Origin of the sequence: Ruminococcus sp. AM31-15AC, from assembly GCF_003462045.1 — a bacterium.
Taxonomy (GTDB): domain Bacteria; phylum Bacillota; class Clostridia; order Oscillospirales; family Ruminococcaceae; genus Hominimerdicola; species Hominimerdicola aceti.
This window is the reverse complement of sequence record NZ_QTYG01000044.1, coordinates 1-19030: the sequence shown is the minus strand read 5'-3', so window position 1 is coordinate 19030 and position 19030 is coordinate 1. Positions and strand designations below refer to the sequence as shown.

Annotated in this window: 24 protein-coding genes, 1 tRNA gene, 3 pseudogenes and 1 other annotated feature; of the genes and pseudogenes, 10 read left to right on the top strand and 18 right to left on the bottom strand. The window is 43.8% G+C overall.

What is annotated here, in order from left to right; genetic code table 11:
• Positions 1-248: 248 nt before the first annotated feature.
• Positions 249-653 (top strand): hypothetical protein, encoded by a 405-nt coding sequence (locus DW793_RS11245; RefSeq protein WP_118158167.1) that lies wholly within the window; start codon positions 249-251, stop codon positions 651-653.
• Positions 654-658: 5 nt separating this feature from the next.
• Entirely contained in the window at positions 659-817 is a 159-nt protein-coding gene (locus DW793_RS14710) for a hypothetical protein (protein WP_181988353.1), read from the top strand.
• A 111-nt stretch (positions 818-928) separates the two neighbouring features.
• Here the strand turns inward: DW793_RS14710 and DW793_RS11240 are convergent, their stop codons facing one another.
• The 16 genes and pseudogenes from DW793_RS11240 to DW793_RS11165 all read right to left on the bottom strand — a co-directional run bounded on the left by DW793_RS11240 (position 929) and on the right by DW793_RS11165 (position 11561).
• A complete protein-coding gene (locus DW793_RS11240) occupies positions 929-1573 on the bottom strand; it encodes a hypothetical protein (protein WP_118158166.1) in 645 nt (214 codons plus the stop codon).
• A 751-nt stretch (positions 1574-2324) separates the two neighbouring features.
• Positions 2325-2408: transfer RNA gene (locus DW793_RS11230), tRNA-Leu, on the bottom strand.
• 337 nt (positions 2409-2745) lie between these two features.
• Positions 2746-3117, bottom strand: coding sequence for a 50S ribosomal protein L7/L12 (gene rplL / locus DW793_RS11225; protein WP_118158164.1), 372 nt, complete (start codon positions 3115-3117; stop codon positions 2746-2748).
• A gap of 66 nt (positions 3118-3183) precedes the next feature.
• Entirely contained in the window at positions 3184-3693 is a 510-nt protein-coding gene (rplJ, locus tag DW793_RS11220; RefSeq protein WP_022288200.1) for a 50S ribosomal protein L10, read from the bottom strand.
• Between the two features lie 41 nt (positions 3694-3734).
• Positions 3735-3868, bottom strand: a sequence feature (ribosomal protein L10 leader region).
• Positions 3869-3937: 69 nt separating this feature from the next.
• Entirely contained in the window at positions 3938-4381 is a 444-nt protein-coding gene (locus DW793_RS11215; protein WP_118158163.1) for a hypothetical protein, read from the bottom strand.
• Entirely contained in the window at positions 4368-4925 is a 558-nt protein-coding gene (locus tag DW793_RS11210) for an RNA polymerase sigma factor (protein ID WP_181988352.1), read from the bottom strand. The genes DW793_RS11215 and DW793_RS11210 overlap by 14 nt, the downstream gene beginning before the upstream one ends.
• 107 nt (positions 4926-5032) lie before the next feature.
• Positions 5033-5245, bottom strand: coding sequence for an ATP synthase delta/epsilon chain alpha-helix domain-containing protein (locus tag DW793_RS15985; RefSeq protein ID WP_390624682.1), 213 nt, complete (start codon positions 5243-5245; stop codon positions 5033-5035).
• Positions 5246-5272: 27 nt separating this feature from the next.
• A pseudogene (locus DW793_RS15980) lies at positions 5273-5456 on the bottom strand (F0F1 ATP synthase subunit epsilon); the annotation flags it as partial.
• Between the two features lie 27 nt (positions 5457-5483).
• A pseudogene (gene atpD / locus DW793_RS11200) lies at positions 5484-6877 on the bottom strand (F0F1 ATP synthase subunit beta).
• 28 nt (positions 6878-6905) lie between these two features.
• Complete coding sequence (gene atpG / locus DW793_RS11195) at positions 6906-7790, bottom strand: ATP synthase F1 subunit gamma (protein WP_118158161.1); 885 nt, start codon at positions 7788-7790, stop codon at positions 6906-6908.
• 29 nt (positions 7791-7819) lie between these two features.
• Positions 7820-9334, bottom strand: a complete 1515-nt coding sequence (gene atpA / locus DW793_RS11190) for a F0F1 ATP synthase subunit alpha (protein ID WP_390624681.1) — start codon at positions 9332-9334, stop codon at positions 7820-7822.
• A complete protein-coding gene (gene atpH, locus DW793_RS11185) occupies positions 9331-9837 on the bottom strand; it encodes an ATP synthase F1 subunit delta (protein ID WP_118158159.1) in 507 nt (168 codons plus the stop codon). The genes atpA and atpH overlap by 4 nt, the downstream gene beginning before the upstream one ends.
• Positions 9834-10319 carry a F0F1 ATP synthase subunit B gene (gene atpF / locus DW793_RS11180; RefSeq protein WP_046441676.1) on the bottom strand — a complete coding sequence of 162 codons (486 nt, stop codon included), beginning with the start codon at positions 10317-10319 and terminating at the stop codon, positions 9834-9836. Before atpF ends, atpH begins: the two co-directional genes overlap by 4 nt.
• Before the next feature lie 34 nt (positions 10320-10353).
• The gene (atpE, locus tag DW793_RS11175; protein ID WP_022288193.1) at positions 10354-10572 is read right to left on the bottom strand and encodes an ATP synthase F0 subunit C; all 219 of its coding nucleotides are present in this window, start codon (positions 10570-10572) and stop codon (positions 10354-10356) included.
• 47 nt (positions 10573-10619) lie between these two features.
• On the bottom strand, positions 10620-10838 hold the full coding sequence (gene atpE, locus DW793_RS11170) for an ATP synthase F0 subunit C (RefSeq protein ID WP_022288192.1): 219 nt from the start codon (positions 10836-10838) through the stop codon (positions 10620-10622).
• Between the two features lie 27 nt (positions 10839-10865).
• Positions 10866-11561 carry a F0F1 ATP synthase subunit A gene (locus DW793_RS11165; protein WP_022288191.1) on the bottom strand — a complete coding sequence of 232 codons (696 nt, stop codon included), beginning with the start codon at positions 11559-11561 and terminating at the stop codon, positions 10866-10868.
• Between the two features lie 275 nt (positions 11562-11836).
• Here DW793_RS11165 and DW793_RS11160 point away from each other — a divergent pair, with 275 nt between their 5' ends.
• Entirely contained in the window at positions 11837-12742 is a 906-nt protein-coding gene (locus DW793_RS11160; protein WP_117876924.1) for a LysR family transcriptional regulator, read from the top strand.
• Positions 12743-13022: 280 nt separating this feature from the next.
• On the opposite strand, the gene DW793_RS11155 is transcribed toward DW793_RS11160, so the two are convergent.
• Positions 13023-13922, bottom strand: a complete 900-nt coding sequence (locus DW793_RS11155) for an NAD(P)/FAD-dependent oxidoreductase (RefSeq protein WP_118158158.1) — start codon at positions 13920-13922, stop codon at positions 13023-13025.
• A 71-nt stretch (positions 13923-13993) separates the two neighbouring features.
• Entirely contained in the window at positions 13994-14446 is a 453-nt protein-coding gene (locus DW793_RS11150) for an Rrf2 family transcriptional regulator (protein ID WP_118158157.1), read from the bottom strand.
• Between the two features lie 286 nt (positions 14447-14732).
• Here DW793_RS11150 and DW793_RS11145 point away from each other — a divergent pair, with 286 nt between their 5' ends.
• The 7 genes and pseudogenes from DW793_RS11145 (at position 14733) to DW793_RS11115 (ending at position 18828) form a co-directional block, all read left to right on the top strand.
• On the top strand, positions 14733-15959 hold the full coding sequence (locus tag DW793_RS11145; protein ID WP_118158156.1) for an O-acetylhomoserine aminocarboxypropyltransferase/cysteine synthase family protein: 1227 nt from the start codon (positions 14733-14735) through the stop codon (positions 15957-15959).
• A gap of 12 nt (positions 15960-15971) precedes the next feature.
• Positions 15972-16835, top strand: a complete 864-nt coding sequence (locus DW793_RS11140) for a 4Fe-4S binding protein (RefSeq protein WP_117897167.1) — start codon at positions 15972-15974, stop codon at positions 16833-16835.
• Positions 16828-17073, top strand: a complete 246-nt coding sequence (locus DW793_RS11135; protein WP_022288185.1) for a sulfurtransferase TusA family protein — start codon at positions 16828-16830, stop codon at positions 17071-17073. Before DW793_RS11140 ends, DW793_RS11135 begins: the two co-directional genes overlap by 8 nt.
• Complete coding sequence (locus DW793_RS11130; RefSeq protein ID WP_118158155.1) at positions 17073-17390, top strand: thioredoxin family protein; 318 nt, start codon at positions 17073-17075, stop codon at positions 17388-17390. The genes DW793_RS11135 and DW793_RS11130 overlap by 1 nt, the downstream gene beginning before the upstream one ends.
• A 13-nt stretch (positions 17391-17403) precedes the next feature.
• The gene (thiS, locus tag DW793_RS11125) at positions 17404-17610 is read left to right on the top strand and encodes a sulfur carrier protein ThiS (RefSeq protein ID WP_022288183.1); all 207 of its coding nucleotides are present in this window, start codon (positions 17404-17406) and stop codon (positions 17608-17610) included.
• Positions 17610-18421, top strand: a pseudogene (moeB, locus tag DW793_RS11120) (molybdopterin-synthase adenylyltransferase MoeB). Before thiS ends, moeB begins: the two are co-directional and overlap by 1 nt.
• Positions 18418-18828 (top strand): M67 family metallopeptidase, encoded by a 411-nt coding sequence (locus DW793_RS11115; protein WP_117865201.1) that lies wholly within the window; start codon positions 18418-18420, stop codon positions 18826-18828. Before moeB ends, DW793_RS11115 begins: the two are co-directional and overlap by 4 nt.
• The last annotated feature ends 202 nt before the right edge of the window (positions 18829-19030 follow it).

Below are 19030 nucleotides of genomic sequence, written 5' to 3'. Positions count from 1 at the left end.
TCATTAGAAATTCATTGATTATTCTACAGTCTACCTCCCTTTTTTGTCCGTGGACAATTTATTATAAATCCAATGGATATTATACCACAAGTTGGATATATTTCATGTGTTAAATATAAAAACAATAATGATATTGTGTGAACGAATGTTCATTTTTAACACAAGAGAGAATGACTTCCAAAGGTTGACAAAATGTCTGACATATGTTATAATTAAAGCAAATAAAAATCACATTAGGAGAGATTAAAATGAAAAAATTATTAGCTATGATACTTGCGTTAGGAGTTACGTTTTCTATTTGTACGTCTTGCGGTTCTTCAAGTTCTGATACCGAAGATGAAGACTCATCTTCGACTGTTTTGGAAAATAGTGATGAATTGCTGAAAAGCAATAATAAAGTCGCTAAGACACTTTTTACGTTAGTGAATAGTCGATACGCTGATGTTATCGTTGAAGGCGGTGAATATACAGAGGGCGAATACACATTCGATGTAACTGACGCCATGGAAACAGAGGGACAAGACGATACTATAAAGCGTGAAAAATATAGCGAGGAAGCGACCAAAGCAGATATTGAGCAAGTGTGTTGGAAAGCTTTGAAAAAAGCAGATATCGATAAGGCATTTGTGTTGTCAAAATTGCCGACTCTGTAATCACAATGGCTTGTTATTCTAATTCTGAGATAAGTCAGTGCGCAGGCATTTATCCTAACCCAAAAACAGAAGCTCCGTCTTTTGGTATATCAAATATTCCTGAAGAATATAAGCAAGTTCCGTCATATGATGATGACGATGAAGACGTTGTAGTAATGGATTAACTTAACTTTTTAAAGCTCAAGCCGTGGCATAGTCTGCGGCTTGAGCGTTTTTGTCCATGGACAAAAACACCTGTGGGTGCAAATTCCCACAGGCGTTTGTATTTTAATGACTTATGGAGTGATGTAATGATTTTTACACTTCTTCAGAAAATCATTTGTAATTGGAAATGATATTGTATCAAAAACGTTAAGTGGTGTCATATCTCTGATAAAACGATTAATATCCTCATAAACAAAATTCTTTCCTTGTATCGCTTTGCAATGCTCACATATATTCATCGCATAGCTGCGTCTTAGAGTTTTGCTGTATGCAACCGAGATCCTTTTGGGATATTTGTTTACCATGATTTCATCAAAAGAGAATACTTCGCCTAGTATCTCAACTCCATAGTATTCAATATCCTCGTTTATCATGTGTAACTCTATGTTTTGATATTTAAGAGCTTTAATTTTATCCCAAGGATATGTGAAGTTATCAAGAATATTGCCCGTATATACGATATAGGTCAATATTTGAGTCTTTTCTCCGCATTTGTAGCAAGTTTTGTCATATGAATATACAATAAGTTTACCAGTGGATGTTGGAACATCGTTGGTACTTGATAAATCACACCCTGTCATCAAATTAATGGTGTATCGGTCATATGTATACTCTTTTCCGCCTTTTTTGAAAACAACAACATATTTATCTCCTATCTCCCTGATAGAATATGCAGTGTAAAGTTTTCCTGTTTTTGTGTTTACAAACTTATTCAAAATGTAACCTCCCCTATAATTTTCTGCTTTATCCATATTTTTTTAACAAAAGTCTTGACAAATGCTGAAATATGTGGTATAATAAATAGGAAATAAGAAGAGTGAGCGCATTAAAAAAGCACTCACTTAGGTATATAACTTCTTGCAGGAAGCTATATACCCTGAAATCACAGTTGTTCGAGCAACGGTGAAAACATTAAGTGAATGCGATTTATTCTGTCGTTCATTATAACACAGAATTTCAATAATGTCAAGAGTGTTTCATCGTTTAGCGGACTGTGAAGCACTCTTATTTTTATGCAAATATATCCCCGTCAGGCTTTAGGACCTTTCGGCTGGACTCAAAATAAGACATAATGATGTGTAACCTTGGCGAAATCACTAACAACTACGCCGTGACGGTTGGTCAGAGCAACCGCAGCGAGTATAAGCTCTGTGGAGCCGAGCTACCTGTGAAAGTAACTAAGCAAGGGTGTCAACCCCGTGCCGACATTGCCACAATGCAGTCCCATTGTTTGGATGTCACCGCAGAGGTTTCGTGCGCCAAAGGGAAAAATCATTATAAGCGTAAGCAAAAAAATCAATACGATTACGGATTGTTTTTACATACACTCGGTCAAGCGGTATGCTTGGCTGACCAAAGGGTATTAATCATTAATGCTCTTTGGTCAATCAAGCAAGTTTGTTTCTTTTTTAGATATTAGCACAAAGTTCGCAGAATAAATACCCTACGAACTTTGAACTTAATCTTTGGTGCGGCAAACGGGACTTGAACCCGTACGTCAAGGACACACGCCCCTCAAACGTGCCTGTCTGCCAATTCCAGCACTGCCGCATTTGCTATTCTTTTCACTGAACTCTTTCGTTTTGTTTGTGTTCCGTGTCATTCAGCTTAATTATTATAGCATTTATTTTTCCTATTGTCAAGGCTTTTTTTCAAAAAAATTCGACTATTTATAAATATACATATCACATACTTATTTATATATATTCAAATTCCGCTATTGACAAATCAGTCAGGCAGTATAACAGTTCTGTTAGGCTAGATATTCTAAAGCAAAGCAGAAATTGAGCTGTTCCACCTATACAAAACAGTTTCACTCATTATGAATTTTTTCAACAAAAAAAGGACTTCATTACGAAGTCCTTTAATTATTTGTGCAAACTCAGGATTACTTGAGCTCAACAGAAGCGCCAGCAGCCTCAAGCTTTGTCTTGATCTCCTCAGCGTCAGCCTTTGAAACACCTTCCTTGATAGCCTTAGGAGCACTCTCAACGAGTTCCTTAGACTCCTTAAGACCAAGACCTGTGATCTCCTTAACAGCCTTGATAACAGCCATCTTAGCATCGCCGAATGAAGTCAGAACTACGTCGAACTCTGTCTTCTCCTCAGCAGCAGCGCCAGCAGCACCAGCAGCTGGAGCAGCAGCGATAGCAGCTGTTACACCGAATTCTTCCTGGATAGCGTCAACAAGCTCTGAAAGCTCGAGAACGGAAAGTTTCTTGATCTCTTCTACAAAATTCATAATCTTCTCTGAAGCCATGATAAAAATCTCCTTTTTATTAAATAATTTTTCGGGTCAAAGCCCATTCGTTAAGCGGCATATAAATTATGCAGCCTCGTTGTCCTTGTCCACAACAGCCTGAAGTGTTGCGGCAAGCTTCTGGATAGGACCCTGAAGGGAACCAACCAGCTGTGCGAGCAGAGTTTCTCTTGAAGGGATCTTCGAGAGAGCCTTAACGCCTGCCTCGTCGTAAACGTCCTCACCAATGTAACCAGCCTTGAGGAAGAACTTTTCGTCCTTGCAGTCCTCAGCAAACTTACCGAGTATTCTTGCAGGAGCTGTCTGGTCGTCGTTAGAGATAGCGATAGCTGTTGTACCCTCGAGTACGTTTGTGATACCGTCAAGACCAGCTTCCTTAAGAGCAAATCTCAGGATAGTGTTCTTCTCAACGAAATAACTTACGCCAGCCTCTCTCAGCTCTTTTCTGAGCTTTGTATCCTCTTCAACAGTGATACCCTTGTAATCAACGAGTACGCCTGCAGCAGAGTTCTTGAGCATTTCAACGAGCTGTGCAACTCTTTCCTTCTTAGCGGACAATGTCTTTTCGCTTGGCATTTCAATTTCACCTCTTTGAACTAATTTACGCAAACCGTAAACTAACAAAAGAAAAATCCCTTTCGTCGCAAGACAAAAGAGATACAAAGTCATAATTACTTTGCTATTCCTTTCCTCGGCTGGACTTCTGCAGTTTCCTGCTGCCAACTGTCTTTAGATACGAATGCTCTAATATTATAACAGACCCCTGACATTTTGTCAAGAGCCTGCTACATTTCTAATGTAAATTTTTTATGAACTTGCGTTATTCAGCCTCGTCAACATCCATCTCATAATGAATGCCGTTATCATCAGCGTCGGAAACATCTCCCCTAAGCTCCACAGATACTTCGCTGTCCGTGTCCTCATTGACGTGAAATTCATAATACTGATCGCCGTTCTCGTCAACGCCTTTCTTGATATTTGAGTTGTCGATATCCTGCTCTTTGCCATTTATGAATAGACTTATCTTCTCAACAAGCTGTCCGTCTGTGGCGGCGTTTACTGATACCATAGAAACTGCGGCGGTGGCTGCAACTGCTGCTGCGATAACAAGCGGTTTTATTCTTCTTTTGTTTGTTTTCATCGTTATGTTCCTGCCCTTCTCTGCGTTTATCTTTTCTCTGACAGAGCCTGCAATGCGGACGGGGTCACATTCTGCCGTGTTGAGCGGTGCAAAGCTCTGCGACCAGTTATCATTTTTTTTCATTTTTATAGCCCCTTTCTGCCAGATATTCTCTAAGCTTTTTTCTCGTGCGTGAAAGTCTTGTTTTGCAGGCGTTTTCTGTAATGCCCATTTTTCCGCTTATGGCGGCAAGCCTTTCTCCGTAGTAGTAAAATCTTATAAAGATCTCTTTGTCCTGTTTTGAAAGCCGTTCAAGACCGTCGGATATCAGTTCAAGCTGCTCGGCGTTTTCCATATCATTTTCAATGCTGCCGCAGAATAAGATATCCTCCATAAGCTCACCGCACTGCATATCCTTGCCCTTTGACCTGAGCTTGTTTATAGCACAGTTTCGTGTGCAGGCTGCAAGATAAGGTGAAATGCTCCGCTCCTCGTCAAGGCTGTCGGCGGTCTGCCAGATACGGAAAAACACATCTGATGTTATCTCCTCTGCGTCCTCTGCAGTGAACGCACCTCCCAGAATGTTTCTCGCTATGGTATACACATAAGCCGAATAGGAGCTTATAAGCTGATCCAGAGCTTTCTGGGATCTCTTTTTCAGCTTTGTTATCAGATGTTTTTCGTTCAAGCTTTCCACCTCCTGTCTTTTGGCTTTCACTAATATATACACGCATTTTTGAAAAAGGTAACACACAAACACGAAAAAGCTCCCCGTGTGAGCGGAGAGCCTTTGTATCAAATATTTATCTTATGCTTTGTATACTTGCTTGATATCTTAAGCCTTGCTACAGCCTTGTTAAGAGCCGCCTGCGTGTGATAATATTCCGAAATGCTCTGCTTCTGCCTGAGCTTCTCCTCAGCTCTCTCCTTGGCGGCTTCCGCACGCTTTTCGTCTATCTCCTCAGGACGTTCCACAGTGTCCGCAAGAAGCGTCACATATGACGGCATTATCTCCACAAAGCCGTCGCTTACCACTGCATAGTGCCACTCGTCCCCCGTCCTGAAACGCAGCTCGCCTGCATTAAGACAGGTTATCATGCTGATGATTAGGCAGTATTCCGAAAGAGCCGTCCTGACCCGGAAATATAAGCTCGTCACATTCTCCCGAATAGAAAACGTGGTCGCTGGCAAGTATTTCAAGCTTGAATGTCTTTACCATTTCAGCTTCTCCTTTCGGTGAGGGTCATCACTCGTTTTCAAGCTGTTTAGCCTTTTCGATAACATCGTCGATAGTGCCTGCGTTAAGGAATGCAGCCTCTGGATATTCGTCCATTTCGCCGTCGATTATCTTCTTGAAGCCTCTGATAGTTTCTTTAAGCGGAACGTATTTGCCTTCTATGCCTGTGAAATTCTCTGCAACATGGAAAGGCTGTGAAAGGAATTTCTGTATCTTTCTTGCTCTGTAAACAGCCGTCTTGTCGGCGTCGTCAAGCTCCTCCATGCCCAGGATAGAAATGATATCCTGAAGTTCCTTGTACTTCTGCAAAAGCTCCTGAGTCTTTCTTGCAACTTCGTAATGCTCCTGACCTACTACGTCAGGCTCAAGTATTCTTGAAGTTGACTCCAGTGGGTCAACGGCAGGATAGATACCCTGTTCAACTATCTTTCTTGAAAGCACCGTTGTTGCGTCAAGATGTGAGAACGTGATAGCAGGTGCAGGGTCTGTAAGGTCGTCCGCAGGGACGTATACAGCCTGAACAGATGTGATAGAGCCTTGCTTTGTTGAGGCGATACGCTCCTGCAAAGCGCCCATTTCGTTTGCAAGGGTAGGCTGATAACCAACGGCTGACGGCATTCTGCCAAGGAGTGCCGATACCTCAGAGCCTGCCTGAACAAATCTGAATATGTTGTCTATGAAAAGCAAAACGTCCTGATGTTCCTTATCTCTGAAATACTCAGCCATTGTAAGTCCTGTCTGAGCAACTCTCATTCTTGATCCTGGTGGCTCGTTCATCTGACCGAACACTAGGCTGTCTTTTTGATAACGCCTGAGTCTGTCATTTCGTGCCATAGGTCATTGCCCTCTCTTGAACGCTCTCCAACGCCTGTGAAGATAGAATATCCGCCATGCTCTGTGGCAACGTTTGTGATAAGCTCCTGAATAAGCACAGTTTTACCAACGCCTGCACCGCCGAACAGACCTATTTTACCGCCCTTTGCATATGGTGCAAGAAGGTCTATTACCTTTATGCCTGTTTCAAGGATCTCTGTTGCAGGCTTCTGATCTTCAAATTTTGGCGGCTCTCTGTGTATCTCCCAATAATCATCTGCCTTGACAGGCTCGCCGCCGTCAATGCTCTCACCAAGGACATTGAACATTCTTCCAAGGGTAGCGTCGCCTACAGGAACTTTTATGCAAGCGCCTGTGGCAGTGACCTCCATATCCTTTTCAAGTCCGTCGCTTGAAGCAAGCATGATAGCTCTGACAGTGTTGTTGCCAAGCTGCTGAGCCACTTCCATGACCTTTGTCTTGCCGTCAAGCTGTACAGTAAGAGCGTCCTTTATCATAGGAAGCTTGCCGTTTTCAAATTCAACGTCAACGACAGGTCCCATTATTTCAACGATCTTTCCTTTTTCCATTTTAATCTCAACACCTTTCCCGAAAGCCTTAACTCTCGTCCTTTTGAGCATTTGCTCCGCTGACGATCTCGGTTATCTCCTGTGTGATAGCCGCCTGTCTTGCTCGGTTATACTGCAATGACAGCTCCTTTATCATCTCCGAAGCACTTGTGGTAGCACCGCTCATGGCGGTCATTCTGGCATTCTGCTCACTAGAGAACGCCTCTACCAAAACGCCGAATATAAGACCTTTCATGTAGTTCGGCACAAGATGATCCATTACCTTTTCAGGACTTGGTCTGAACGTTACGATATCGTGATCCTGCTTTTGCAGAGGGTGTTCAAAGTCCTCACGCTCCAGCGGAAAAAGCTTGAGCATCTCAGGCTCCATATCCATGGAATTTATCATCTTGGTGTAAATAACATAAACCTCGTCAAGATATTTTCTCTCAAAAAGATCCGTGACAGTTTCGGCGATCGCCCTCGCCCTGTAAAGGGTAGGATTTTGAGCCGTGTAAAGGAACTCGGCGTCGATTGTCACGTTCTTTCTTGAAAAATAATGTCTTCCGATCTGTCCCACAACGAAAAGGCAGGTGTTCTTGTGCCTAGCCATTTCCTGCTCTGCAAGCTTTAAAACGTTGTGGTTATAAGCTCCTGCCAGACCCTTGTCGGCTGTTACCACTATGTAGCCTATCATTTTGTCCTCAGGCTTTTTCTCCTCACGCTGGTCGAAATACTTGTGCTCGAACTCAGGTGTGTGGAGCAGTATGTGGTGAATGGTAGATTGGAGCTTTTCAAAGTAAGGCTCGGTGTTTTCAAGCCTTTTCTTGGCTTTTTTCAGATTTGAGGAAGAGATAAGGTACATAGCGTTTGTGATCTTCATGATCTCGCTTACGCTTGCGATCCTTTCTCTTATCTCTCTCATTCCTGCCATGCCTTATGCCTCCTTTCGGTGCAGAGCCTTTATCTGCCCTGCTTAAATTCCTTTGCGGCAGCAACTATCTTTGCGTCAAGCTCGTCTGTCATGACTTTTTTGTCATTTATCTCGGCAATGATATCGCTGTGATTTGCCTCAAAGTAGGAAAGCATATCGAGAGTGAATTTTCTTATCTCCTTAACAGGCACGTCAAGCATGAGCTTGTGCTGTGCGCAGCAGAGGATAATTACCTCCTCGTGCATTGAATAAGGGTGATAGAGCGGCTGTTTAAGTATCTCAACGAGCCTGTGACCATGGTCGAGAAGCTCCTGCGTTGTCTTATCAAGCTCAGAGCTGAACTGTGTGAACACTTCCATTTCTCTGAACTGTGCAAGGTCGATACGCAGATTGCCTGATACTTTCTTTACTATCTTGGTCTGTGCCGCACCGCCTACACGGGATACTGAAAGACCAACGTTTACAGCAGGTCTTACGCCTGAGAAGAACAGCTCTGTTTCAAGGAAGATCTGTCCGTCTGTGATAGAAATAACGTTTGTAGGGATATATGCGGAAACGTCGCCTGCCTGTGTTTCGATTATAGGCAGGGCAGTGATAGAACCGCCGCCGTGAGCGTCATCAAGTCTGCATGAACGCTCCAGAAGTCTTGAATGGAGATAGAATACATCTCCAGGGTAAGCCTCACGTCCCGGAGAACGTTTCAGAAGCAGGCTCATTGCTCTGTATGCAACTGCGTGCTTTGAAAGGTCATCGTATACTACAAGAACGTCCTTGCCCTTATCCATGAAATATTCAGCCATTGCTGTGCCTGCGTATGGGCATATGTACTGCAAAGGCGCAAGGTCGCTGGCCATAGCTGTTACAACTATGGTGTAATCCATAGCACCGTGCTTTTTAAGATCCTCAACGAACTTTGCGACTGTGGAAGCTTTTTGTCCGATAGCCACATATACGCATATCATATCCTTGCCCTTTTGGTTAAGAATGGTATCAAGAGCAATGGAAGTTTTACCTGTCTGACGGTCGCCTATGATAAGCTCACGCTGACCTCTGCCGATAGGGAACATTGAGTCGATAGAAAGTATACCTGTTTCCAGAGGCACTGTAACAGACTTTCTGTTGCAAACGCCTGCGGCTTCACGTTCGATAGGGTAGTAGTCGTCATACTCTATCTCGCCCATGCCGTCGATAGGAGCGCCCAGAGCGTCAACAACTCTGCCCAGAAGCTTTTCGCCAACGCCGACGCCTGCCCTTTTCTTTGTTCTGACTACCTTTGAACCTTCCGTAAGACCATGGTCAGAGCCAAGAAGAACGCAGCCGAGAGTTTTTCTCTCCACATTCTGAACTATTCCTTTAACGCCTGTTTCAAATTCAACAAGCTCACCGTACATTGCATGATTAAGACCGTAAATATTTACGATACCGTCATTTATGGATATTATCCTGCCTGTTTCGTTGACCTGAGTTTTCGCCTCAAAGTCAGCTATCTCACTTTTAAGCACCGAGATAATATCGCTTCTGCTTGAACCTGCCAAGCCGTTCACCTCCCTGATATCCTGTTCTGCAAAGCTTTTATCATACCCTGAACGCTCTTGTCATACTCGACCCCGTTCACTTCAAGACGATAGCCGCCCATGAGGGCTTCGTCGGTATTCACTTCCAGCAGAACATCGCTCACGCCGTATTTCTTTTTCAGCGTTTCTTTTATTTTATCCGTCTGTGCCTTTTCAGGCGGGCAGACGCAGTAAAGCTCAGCTTTAAGTATATTTTTGCTTTTGAGGACTTCATCGTCATATGCGTCAAAAATGTCCATGATGTTATCCATGTGACCCCACTGACACATGACCTTGAGAAAGTTTCTCATATCTTGTGGAAAAAGCCTGTCTATAACTTTCTCCTTTTCCTTTATTTCCACAGCAGGGCTTGCGAGAGCGTCCCTAAGCTCATTGCAGCTTTCAAAAAGCTCTCTTGAAGCCTTTACGCTCTCAGCCTTTGGGGAAAGTTCAAAAAGCACTCTGCCGCAGACTTCCTCGGGATAAAAGATCATTTGGCAGCACCTACCTCGGAGAGAAATTCGTCAACAGTTTCTCTGTCGGAGTCGCCTCCCACATTTTTCTTAATGACCTTAGCAGCCGCCAGTATAGCAAGGTCTGCAATCTGGTATTTTGCGTCGTCCATAGCCTTTTCCTTTTCGTTTGCAATGGACTTTTCAGCTTCTTTCATTATCTTAGCAGACTCGGCTCTTGCATTTTCAAGCATAAGGTCGCATTCTCTGCCTGCCTGTGCTTTAGCCTTGTTTGTTATCTCAACAGCCTGACTGTGTGCGTCGGCTATCTCAGCTTCATAGTCAGCTTTTATTTTTTCAGCGTCCGCCTTAGCCTGTGCCGCACCGTCAAGGTCGCTTTGTATCTTTGCAGACCTCTCGTCCATCATCTTGCACACGGGCTTGAAAAGAAACTTTTTAAGGAGCAGATACAGTACCAGCAGATTTATTATTACCCATACCAAACTTATATCAAGACTTATCATAGCTATGCTCCTTTCATAAAGATGTTTTGTTTTATTACTTCAGGAAGAAGATGATAAGGATAGCTACGATAAGACCGTAAATAGCGGTCGCCTCTGCAAGTGCGCAGCCGAGAAGCAGTGAGCTTCTTATATCCTTTTTAGCTTCAGGCTGTCTTGCGATAGACTCTGTTGCCTTTCCTGTTGCAAGACCTATTCCGATGCCTGCGCCTATACCTGTAATAACGGCTACAGCCGCACCAATTGCTACTAACATGATATATACCTCCGTTTTTATTCTTTTACTTTTCTACGCTTATTCTCTTACTTCAGGAAGAAAATGATAAGGATAGCTACGATAAGGCCGTAGATAGCTGTTGCCTCTGCAAGTGCGCAGCCGAGAAGCAGTGAGCTTCTTATATCCTTTTTAGCCTCAGGCTGTCTTGCGATAGACTCTGTTGCCTTTCCTGTTGCGATACCTATTCCGATACCTGCTCCTATTCCTGTAATAACGGCTACAGCCGCACCGATTGCTACTAACATAGATCATACCTCCGAATTTCTGTTATCTTAGTCGTCGTCCTCTATTGCTTCATTTATGAACAGGGACGTGAGGAACACGAAAACATATGCCTGAATGAAGCCGTCGAAAATATCAAAGTATGCCGAGAATGCCAGCGGTATCACTATCGGGCAAACGGCGTCGATAAGCTCCATGATGATATAAGACGCAAGCACGTTTCCGAAAAGTCGCATACAAAGCGACAGCGGTCTGATAACAAGCTCCATTACATTCAGCGGAGCGATTATCGCCACAGGTTTGGCAAAGCTTTTCAGCCAGCCCTTTGTTCCTTTTGCTCTTATTCCTGCAACCTCCACAAGCACAATGCTCATGATCGCAAGTCCTGCGGTAACATTCAAGTCTTTTGTAGGCGGTGTAAAGCCCAGCAGACCGATGATGTTCGCAAAGCCTATGTAGATAATGACAGTTGCAAGGAACGGAAAATACGCCATACCCTTTTCTCCGAGCTGTTCTCTGAAGAAATCTCTGAGAAAGCCTACGAATGATTCAAGCATCATCTGTTTCCTGTCAGGGATAAGTTTAAGGTTTCTTGTGAGAAGTATTGAAGCTATCACAAGTATCGCCATTATTATCCATGTTACCACGCAGGACACAGGAACGGGTATGCCTCCGAAAATCGGTATCCTGAAAGCCACTTTGTTTTGCATAGCCTCGGAAAGATTTTCGGAAATTCTCTCCAGCATTTTATCACCTCCAAAAAAATAAAACCAATAAGAATGCCGGCCTCATAAGGGTATAATAAGGTCTACACCGTTTACCCCCCAGCGGTCGAATGCAATCGTCATTGATTTTATCATGATAAAACTATTTTTTGTATGCGTCCCCCTATGGCGCAGTGATGTAAGACTTGCTTTTTGTCTACGAATATATTATAATACAATCATAAGCATATGTCAAATAGATATTTTCTATTGTAAACATACTCATAGTGTATGGATAGAGAGGAGAGGAACGGTTTATGAGAGAGATAAATTTTGAGCATTATAAGATATTCTATTATGTGGCAAAGTTCCAAAACATAACCATGGCGGCGAACTATCTGTTTTTGTCGCAGCCTAGCATAAGCCGATGCGTAAAAAATCTTGAGGACGAGCTTGGGTGCAAGCTTTTTGTGCGGTCAAAAAAGGGTGTAGAGCTGACAACGGGCGGAGAGATGCTCTTTAAGCATATATCCATAGCCTGCAAGCATATATTCTCGGCAGAGGAGGAGCTTGCGCTGATAAGCGAGCGTGACAGGGCGATAGTAAGGCTTGGAGGAAGCGAGGTGGCACTGCAAAGCTTTCTTATAGACCGCATTGTAGAATTTCACAGAGAACACCCGAAGATACAGATAAAGATAGACAGTATGTCAACCCCTGACGCTATAGAAGCGCTGAGGGCAAATCTAATAGACGTGGCTGTAGTTACCTCGCCGTTTGCAGACAAAACGGGGCTTAACATAAATGTGATAAAGAAGCTTCAGGATATCGTTGCCGCAGGAAACGGTTTTTCCTATCTTAAAGACAAGGAGATATCCCTGCATGAGCTTGTGAAATATCCGCTTATCTGTCTTAAAAACACTACCACCACCCGAAACTATCTTGACCATATATTCAGACAGCACAATCTGCTTTTGCGACCTGATATTGAGCTTACGTCCATAAACTTTGTAATGCCAATGGTAAAGAACAATCTTGGCATAGGCTTCATGCAGTATGCGACCACCAAGGCGGAGATAGAGGCAGGGAACATCTTCAGGGTGAACACAAAAGAGCAGATACCGCCCAGGAGCATATGTGCGGTGACGGCTTCCCAGTATGAAACTCCGGAGCCTGTGCAGAGGTTCATTGACAGCTTGCTTGAAAAGGAGAGCGTGGAGGCATAAGTGCAATTTGGGGCGTTGGTGACAGCGTCCTTTTTTTGCGGTTTACACACAACGTTTGGCACATTGTTTCAAACACTATACGGCACGTCTACACAAATTCGTGATAAAACCAAACCTTGCCGCCCTCAGAGCGGGCTGTCGAGGGCGCCAGCCCCTACATTTATACCTGCAGTTTCTACTGCCGCAAAATCGCTGTCGCCCTTTGCAGGGGTTACTTTGTATAAGGATATAGAAAAAGCGGTGCAGAGTTTTACGCTCCGACACCGCTTTGTTTTGCTTTTTACAGCTCCATTATATATTTTTCCGCAGAAGAAAGTGCGTTTGCACCGTCTGCTGCTGCTGTTATTACCTGCCTGAGAGGTGTAGTACGGACATCTCCTGCCACAAAAAGACCCTTTGCAGTGGTGATCCCGTCCTCGCCAGCTTTCACATATCCGCTTTTGTCAAGCTCGCAAACGCCCTCTAAAGCTTGTGTATTCGGCACGCTTCCGATTGCGCAGAACACTCCGTCCACGGCAATGTTCTTTTCCTCGCCGTTTTGAACATATACGATGCCCTCAGCGTTCTCGCCGCCTGTTACCTCTTTTATAACTGCACTCATAACAGGCACGATATTATCTGTTTCAGCGACCTTTTTCTGCAAAGCCTTATTTGCTCTGAACTCGTCACGTCTGTGAATAAGATATACAGTCTTTGCAAGCTTTGAGAGATAAAGTGCGTCGCCAAGTGCAGTATCTCCTCCGCCCACAACAGCCACAACTTTATCCTTATAGAAGAAGCCGTCGCACACTGCGCAGTAAGAAACGCGCTGTTTCTCACCGCCTGCCACGGCAAGATGACGATATGAAGTGCCTGCGGTGTAAATAACCGTTTTTCCTTCTTTTACAGAGCCGTCCTTGAATATGACCTTCCAGCCCTCGGCTGTTTTCTCAAAGCTCTCAGCCTCACCCTCGTAAAACTCAGCACCAAGAGTTTCAGCCTGCTCTCTGAACTTTTCTCCAAGGTCATAGCCGTTTATGCCGTAAAGACCCGGGTAGTTCTCGACTCTGTCTGTAACAGATATCTGACCTGTGCCCATGTAGTCCTTTTCGCACACCAGTGCGGAAAGCATTGCTCTGCCTGCATATATCGCCGCAGTAAGCCCCGCAGGACCACTGCCTATTATTATAACATCATACATAAAAACACTTCCTTTATATATAGTATACACTCTCTGTCCCTAATTATAAAATGAAAACCGACTTTTGTCAATCAGATGTAATACATAGGCTCTGAAACGTTCTCTACTGACTCTTTATTATAGAAGTCAACAAGCTGTCTGAGGGTTACAGATTCTGTATAGCTTTTCAGCTTGTTCTCTAATCTCAGCCATATAAAATCGTCAAGCACCTGTGCAAATTCTGTGTTTTCGTCATTTACTACCGCAACATCGCTTCCAAGCACCGATGGGTCAAGTGCGTCGATTATCTCTTTGAGTGTTATCTTCTCTGGCTTTTTGTTGAGTATATATCCGCCCCTAGAGCCTTTTATGCCTTTTATGAGCCTTGCCTGCCTCAGAGAAGTAAGCACCTGCTCAAGATATTTTCCTGAAAGTCCACGTCTTTCTGCCACGCTGTATACTGTTACTGTTTCGCCGTTTTCTGAGTTCATTGCAATGTCTGCAATGGCAATTATGCCACATTCTACTTTTGTTGAAATTTTCATTTCTGCACCTCCTTGAGCAAACAAATATTGTCTGCTTTCATGCTTTTTATACTTATCCTATTATTCATAGTAATCCTATCAACATAATATATTTTATACTTTTTTGAGCAAACTGTCAAGAGTTTTCATAAAAATAAGGGCATATTTTAAAAGAAATGTTAAATCTATAGTAATCCTATTGACTTTATATGATTTATGTTGTATAATATCTACAGTAACAGAGAACATCGCACCTTGACAGGCTTGCGGTGATAGCTATATAATAAGAAAACAGGGGGCGTTTCCTTTGAAATTCAATACAAAATTGCTCCATGGCGGATTTGAACCTGAGAAAACAACAGGCTCAACGCTCACTCCGATATATCAGGTGAGTGCCTTTGCGCAGGAGTCGGCTGAGCAGCTTGAAAAAGTATTCAATAATAAAGCACCGGGATATGCTTACACAAGAATAAGCAACCCGACAGTGGCGGCTTTTGAGAACCGAATGAATACCCTTGAAAAAGGTGTTGGTGCAGTGGCTTGTTCATCAGGCATGGCGGCTGTTACAATGTCGCTTCTGAACATTCTTGAAGCAGGGGACGAGATAATATGCGGCGCAGGTCTTTTCGGTGGCACTATCGACCTTTTCGGCGACCTTGCGGCATTCGGTATCAAGACCAAGTTCGTAAAGCACGTTACAAAAGAGGAAATAGCCCCTATTATAAATAGTAAGACCAAAGCGGTCTTTACCGAGCTTATCGGAAACCCTAATCTTGAAATAGTTGATATAAAGTCGGTGGCTGACCTTGCCCATGAAAATGGTGCAGTGTTTATACTTGACAGTACAACGGCTACACCTTATCTTATAAATCCATTTGACTACGGTGCTGATATCGTGGTACATTCCACGTCAAAGTATATAAACGGCGGCGGAAATTCCATAAGCGGCATTATAATCGACAGCGGAAACTTCAAATGGGATTATGATAAGTTCAAGGGTCTGGCAGAATATAAGAAATTCGGGAAGTTTGCTTATATCGCAAAGCTGAGAAACGGCATATGGAGAAACGTTGGCGGCTGTCTTGCTCCAATGAACGCATTTATGAACAGCGTGGGACTTGAAACACTGGGTCTTAGAATGGAGCGATGTTGCCACAACGCTTTGAAGCTTGCAGAGTTTTTTGAAAGCTGTGAGGGCATTGAAGTGAACTATCCTGCACTTAAAGCCAGTCCGTTCTATGACCTTTGTCAGGAAGAGCTTGGCGGCAAGGGCGGTGCTATACTCACCATAAGAGCAGGCTCGAAGGAAAGAGCCTTCAAGCTTATAAACGGCTTGAAACTTGCAACAAATGCAACTAATATCGGAGATACGAGAACGCTCGTTATCCACCCTGCAAGCACTATCTATGCTCACGGAAGCGAGGAGCAGAAGATAAACGCAGGCGTGTTCGGCGACACAATTAGGATAAGCGTCGGAATTGAGGACGCATCGGATCTGATCGAGGACTTTAAACAGTCCATAGAAAAACTTTAGGAGGAATTTACTATGGCAGTTGACTACGCAACACTTAAAAAAGGCGGTTTCATGCGCCAGAAGCAGAAGAATAACTTTTCACTTAGACTTAGAGTTGTGGGCGGAAACCTTACGGCAAAACAGCTTGCAGCTATTGCAGAGGTGTCTGATAAATACGGCGAGGGCTATGTTCATCTTACATCACGTCAGAGCGTTGAGATACCTTTTATAAAGCTTGACGATATCGACGAGGTAAAGGCGGCTCTTGCCAAGGGCGACACAGAGCCGGGCGTGTGCGGGCCGAGAGTAAGAACTATCACAGCCTGTCAGGGCGCTGCTGTCTGTCCAAGCGGCTGTATAGATACATACGCTCTTGCAAAGGAGCTTGACGAAAGATATTTCGCAAGAGAGCTTCCTCACAAGTTCAAGTTCGGTATCACAGGCTGTCAGAACAACTGCCTTAAAGCGGAAGAAAATGACGTTGGTATCAAAGGCGGAATAAAGGTAGAGTGGCGTGAAGCTGATTGTATCGGCTGTGGCGTGTGCGTAAAGGCTTGCCGTCAGGGTGCGCTTACAATGGAGGACGGAAAGATAGTCCTTGACAAAGAGAAGTGCAATTTCTGCGGACGCTGCTTTAAGGCTTGTCCTACAGAAGCGTGGGATACTATCCACGGCTATATAGTTTCATTCGGCGGACTTTTCGGCAACCATATCAACAAGGGCGAAACTGTTATCCCATTTATCGAGGATAAGGAAACTCTTATGAAGATTTGCGATACTGCTATACAGTTCTTTGACGATAACGCAAAAGCTGGCGAAAGATTCAAGTTCACTATCGACAGAGTGGGCAGAGAGAAATTTACAAATACTATACTGGAGGTTTATAACAATGGCTGATTTTAAAATAGACGATACGGTGGATATCACCACAGTGGTTTGCCCGACAACATTTGTCAAGGCAAAGGTAGCTCTTGAGGAGCTTGACGACGGACAGATCCTTTCCATTAAAATGAATGACGGCGAGCCTGTTCAGAACGTTCCGAGAAGTATAAAGGAAGAGGGTCACAAGATATTGAAACTCATCGACAATGAGGACGGCACTTATGACCTTATTGTACAAAAGGTGGGAGATTAATGTCAGTAAGAGCAAATAAGGATACTTTCGAGAGCGAGATAAACGAGGCAGGAAAGCTTGTTATCGCAGATTTCTATTCAGATTCCTGCGTTCCATGCAAGCGAATGTCACCGCTTCTTGCGGAAACTGAGGAGGAGAACCCTGAGGGCATAAAGCTTGTGAAACTCAATATTAACTTTGACGGGGAAACTGCTCAGAAGTATAACGTCACAAGCGTTCCGACACTTGTGTTCTTCAAGGACGGAGCAGAAAAAGCAAGACTTACGGGAGTTGTAAAGAAAGCACAGCTTGCCGAAACAATAAATTCAATAGATTAAGGAGAAATGTATCATGACTATAACAGTAGCAGGCAATAAAAAGGACGTTGCAGAGGGACTTACAGTGGCACAGCTCGTTATTGACGAGAACGTTGAAACGCCACAGTATGTTACAGTAACTATCAATGACGAATTTGTAGAGAGCGGTGCTTTTGAAAGCACAGTTCTTAAAGATGGCGACGTTGTAGAATTTCTTTACTTCATGGGAGGCGGACAGTAATGGCATTTACAGACGAACAGCTTGAGCGTTACTCACGCCACATCATTCTTAAAGAGGTTGGCGCAAAGGGACAGAAAAAGCTTCTTAACGCAAAGGTGCTTATCATAGGTGCAGGCGGACTTGGCGCACCGGCCGCTATGTATCTTGCCGCAGCAGGCGTTGGCACTATCGGCATTGCAGACGCAGATGAGGTAGATCTCTCAAATCTGCAAAGACAGATCATCCACACAACTCAGGACGTTGGCAAGGCAAAGGTTCTTTCCGCAAAGGAAACAATGGAAGCTATCAACCCTGACGTTAAGGTGAATACATATCGCACCTTTATCGACAGCGAGAACATCATGGATATAATCAAGGACTATGATTTCGTTATCGACGGCACTGATAATTTCCCTGCAAAGTTTCTTATTAATGACGCCTGCGTAATGGCTAAAAAGCCATTTTCACACGCCGGCATCATCAGATTTAAGGGTCAGCTCATGACTTATGTTCCAGGTCAGGGACCATGCTATAGATGTGTGTTCAAGAACCCACCTCCGAGGACGCTGTTCCTACTTGTAAGCAGGCAGGCGTTATCGGTGCAATGGGCGGCGTTATAGGAAGCTTGCAGGCAATGGAAGCTATTAAGTATATCCTTGGAGTTGGCGAACTTCTCACAGGCTATCTGCTTACTTATGACGCACTTAAAATGGAGTTCAGAAAGGTAAAGCTCCCTCAGGATACAAAGGGCTGTGCAGTATGCGGCGAGCACCCTACTATCACAGAGCTTATCGACTATGAACAGGCAGAATGTGACGGTGTACATCTATGATAAAACTCAGCAAAAGCGATTATGAAAAGATACTGCACCACGCTGAAAGCGAGCTTCCAAACGAAGCCTGCGGTCTTATAGGCGGAGTAAAAGAGGGCAGTGACAAGATTATAAAAAAGGTCTATCTTCTCACGAACATAGACCACTCAAACGAGCATTTTTCTCTTGACCCTAAGGAGCAGCTTGCTGCTATCAAGGACATGAGAGCGGAGGGACTTATCCCTCTGGGCAACTGGCACTCACACCCTGAGTCACCTTCTCGTCCTTCTGATGAGGACAAAAGGCTTGCTTATGACAAGACAGCAAGCTATATGATACTCTCACTTATGAACAGAGATGAGCCTGTGCTCAATTCTTTCCATATCGAGGGAACGGATTCCACAAAAGAGGAACTTGTGATAGAATAGCAAAAAGTAGGGGCGAACAGCGTTCGCCCGCAATTCGCCCACTCTCGTTTCGTAAGACACAAACAAAAGGGGCTGTAAAAAAAGTCCCCAAGAAAAAAAGGCTGCGATCTTGCCAAAAAGCAAGACAGCAGTCTTTTTTTGTGGTATAATTAAAGTATCATGAATAACCAACCACAAGAATATTATACACCATATCAATTAA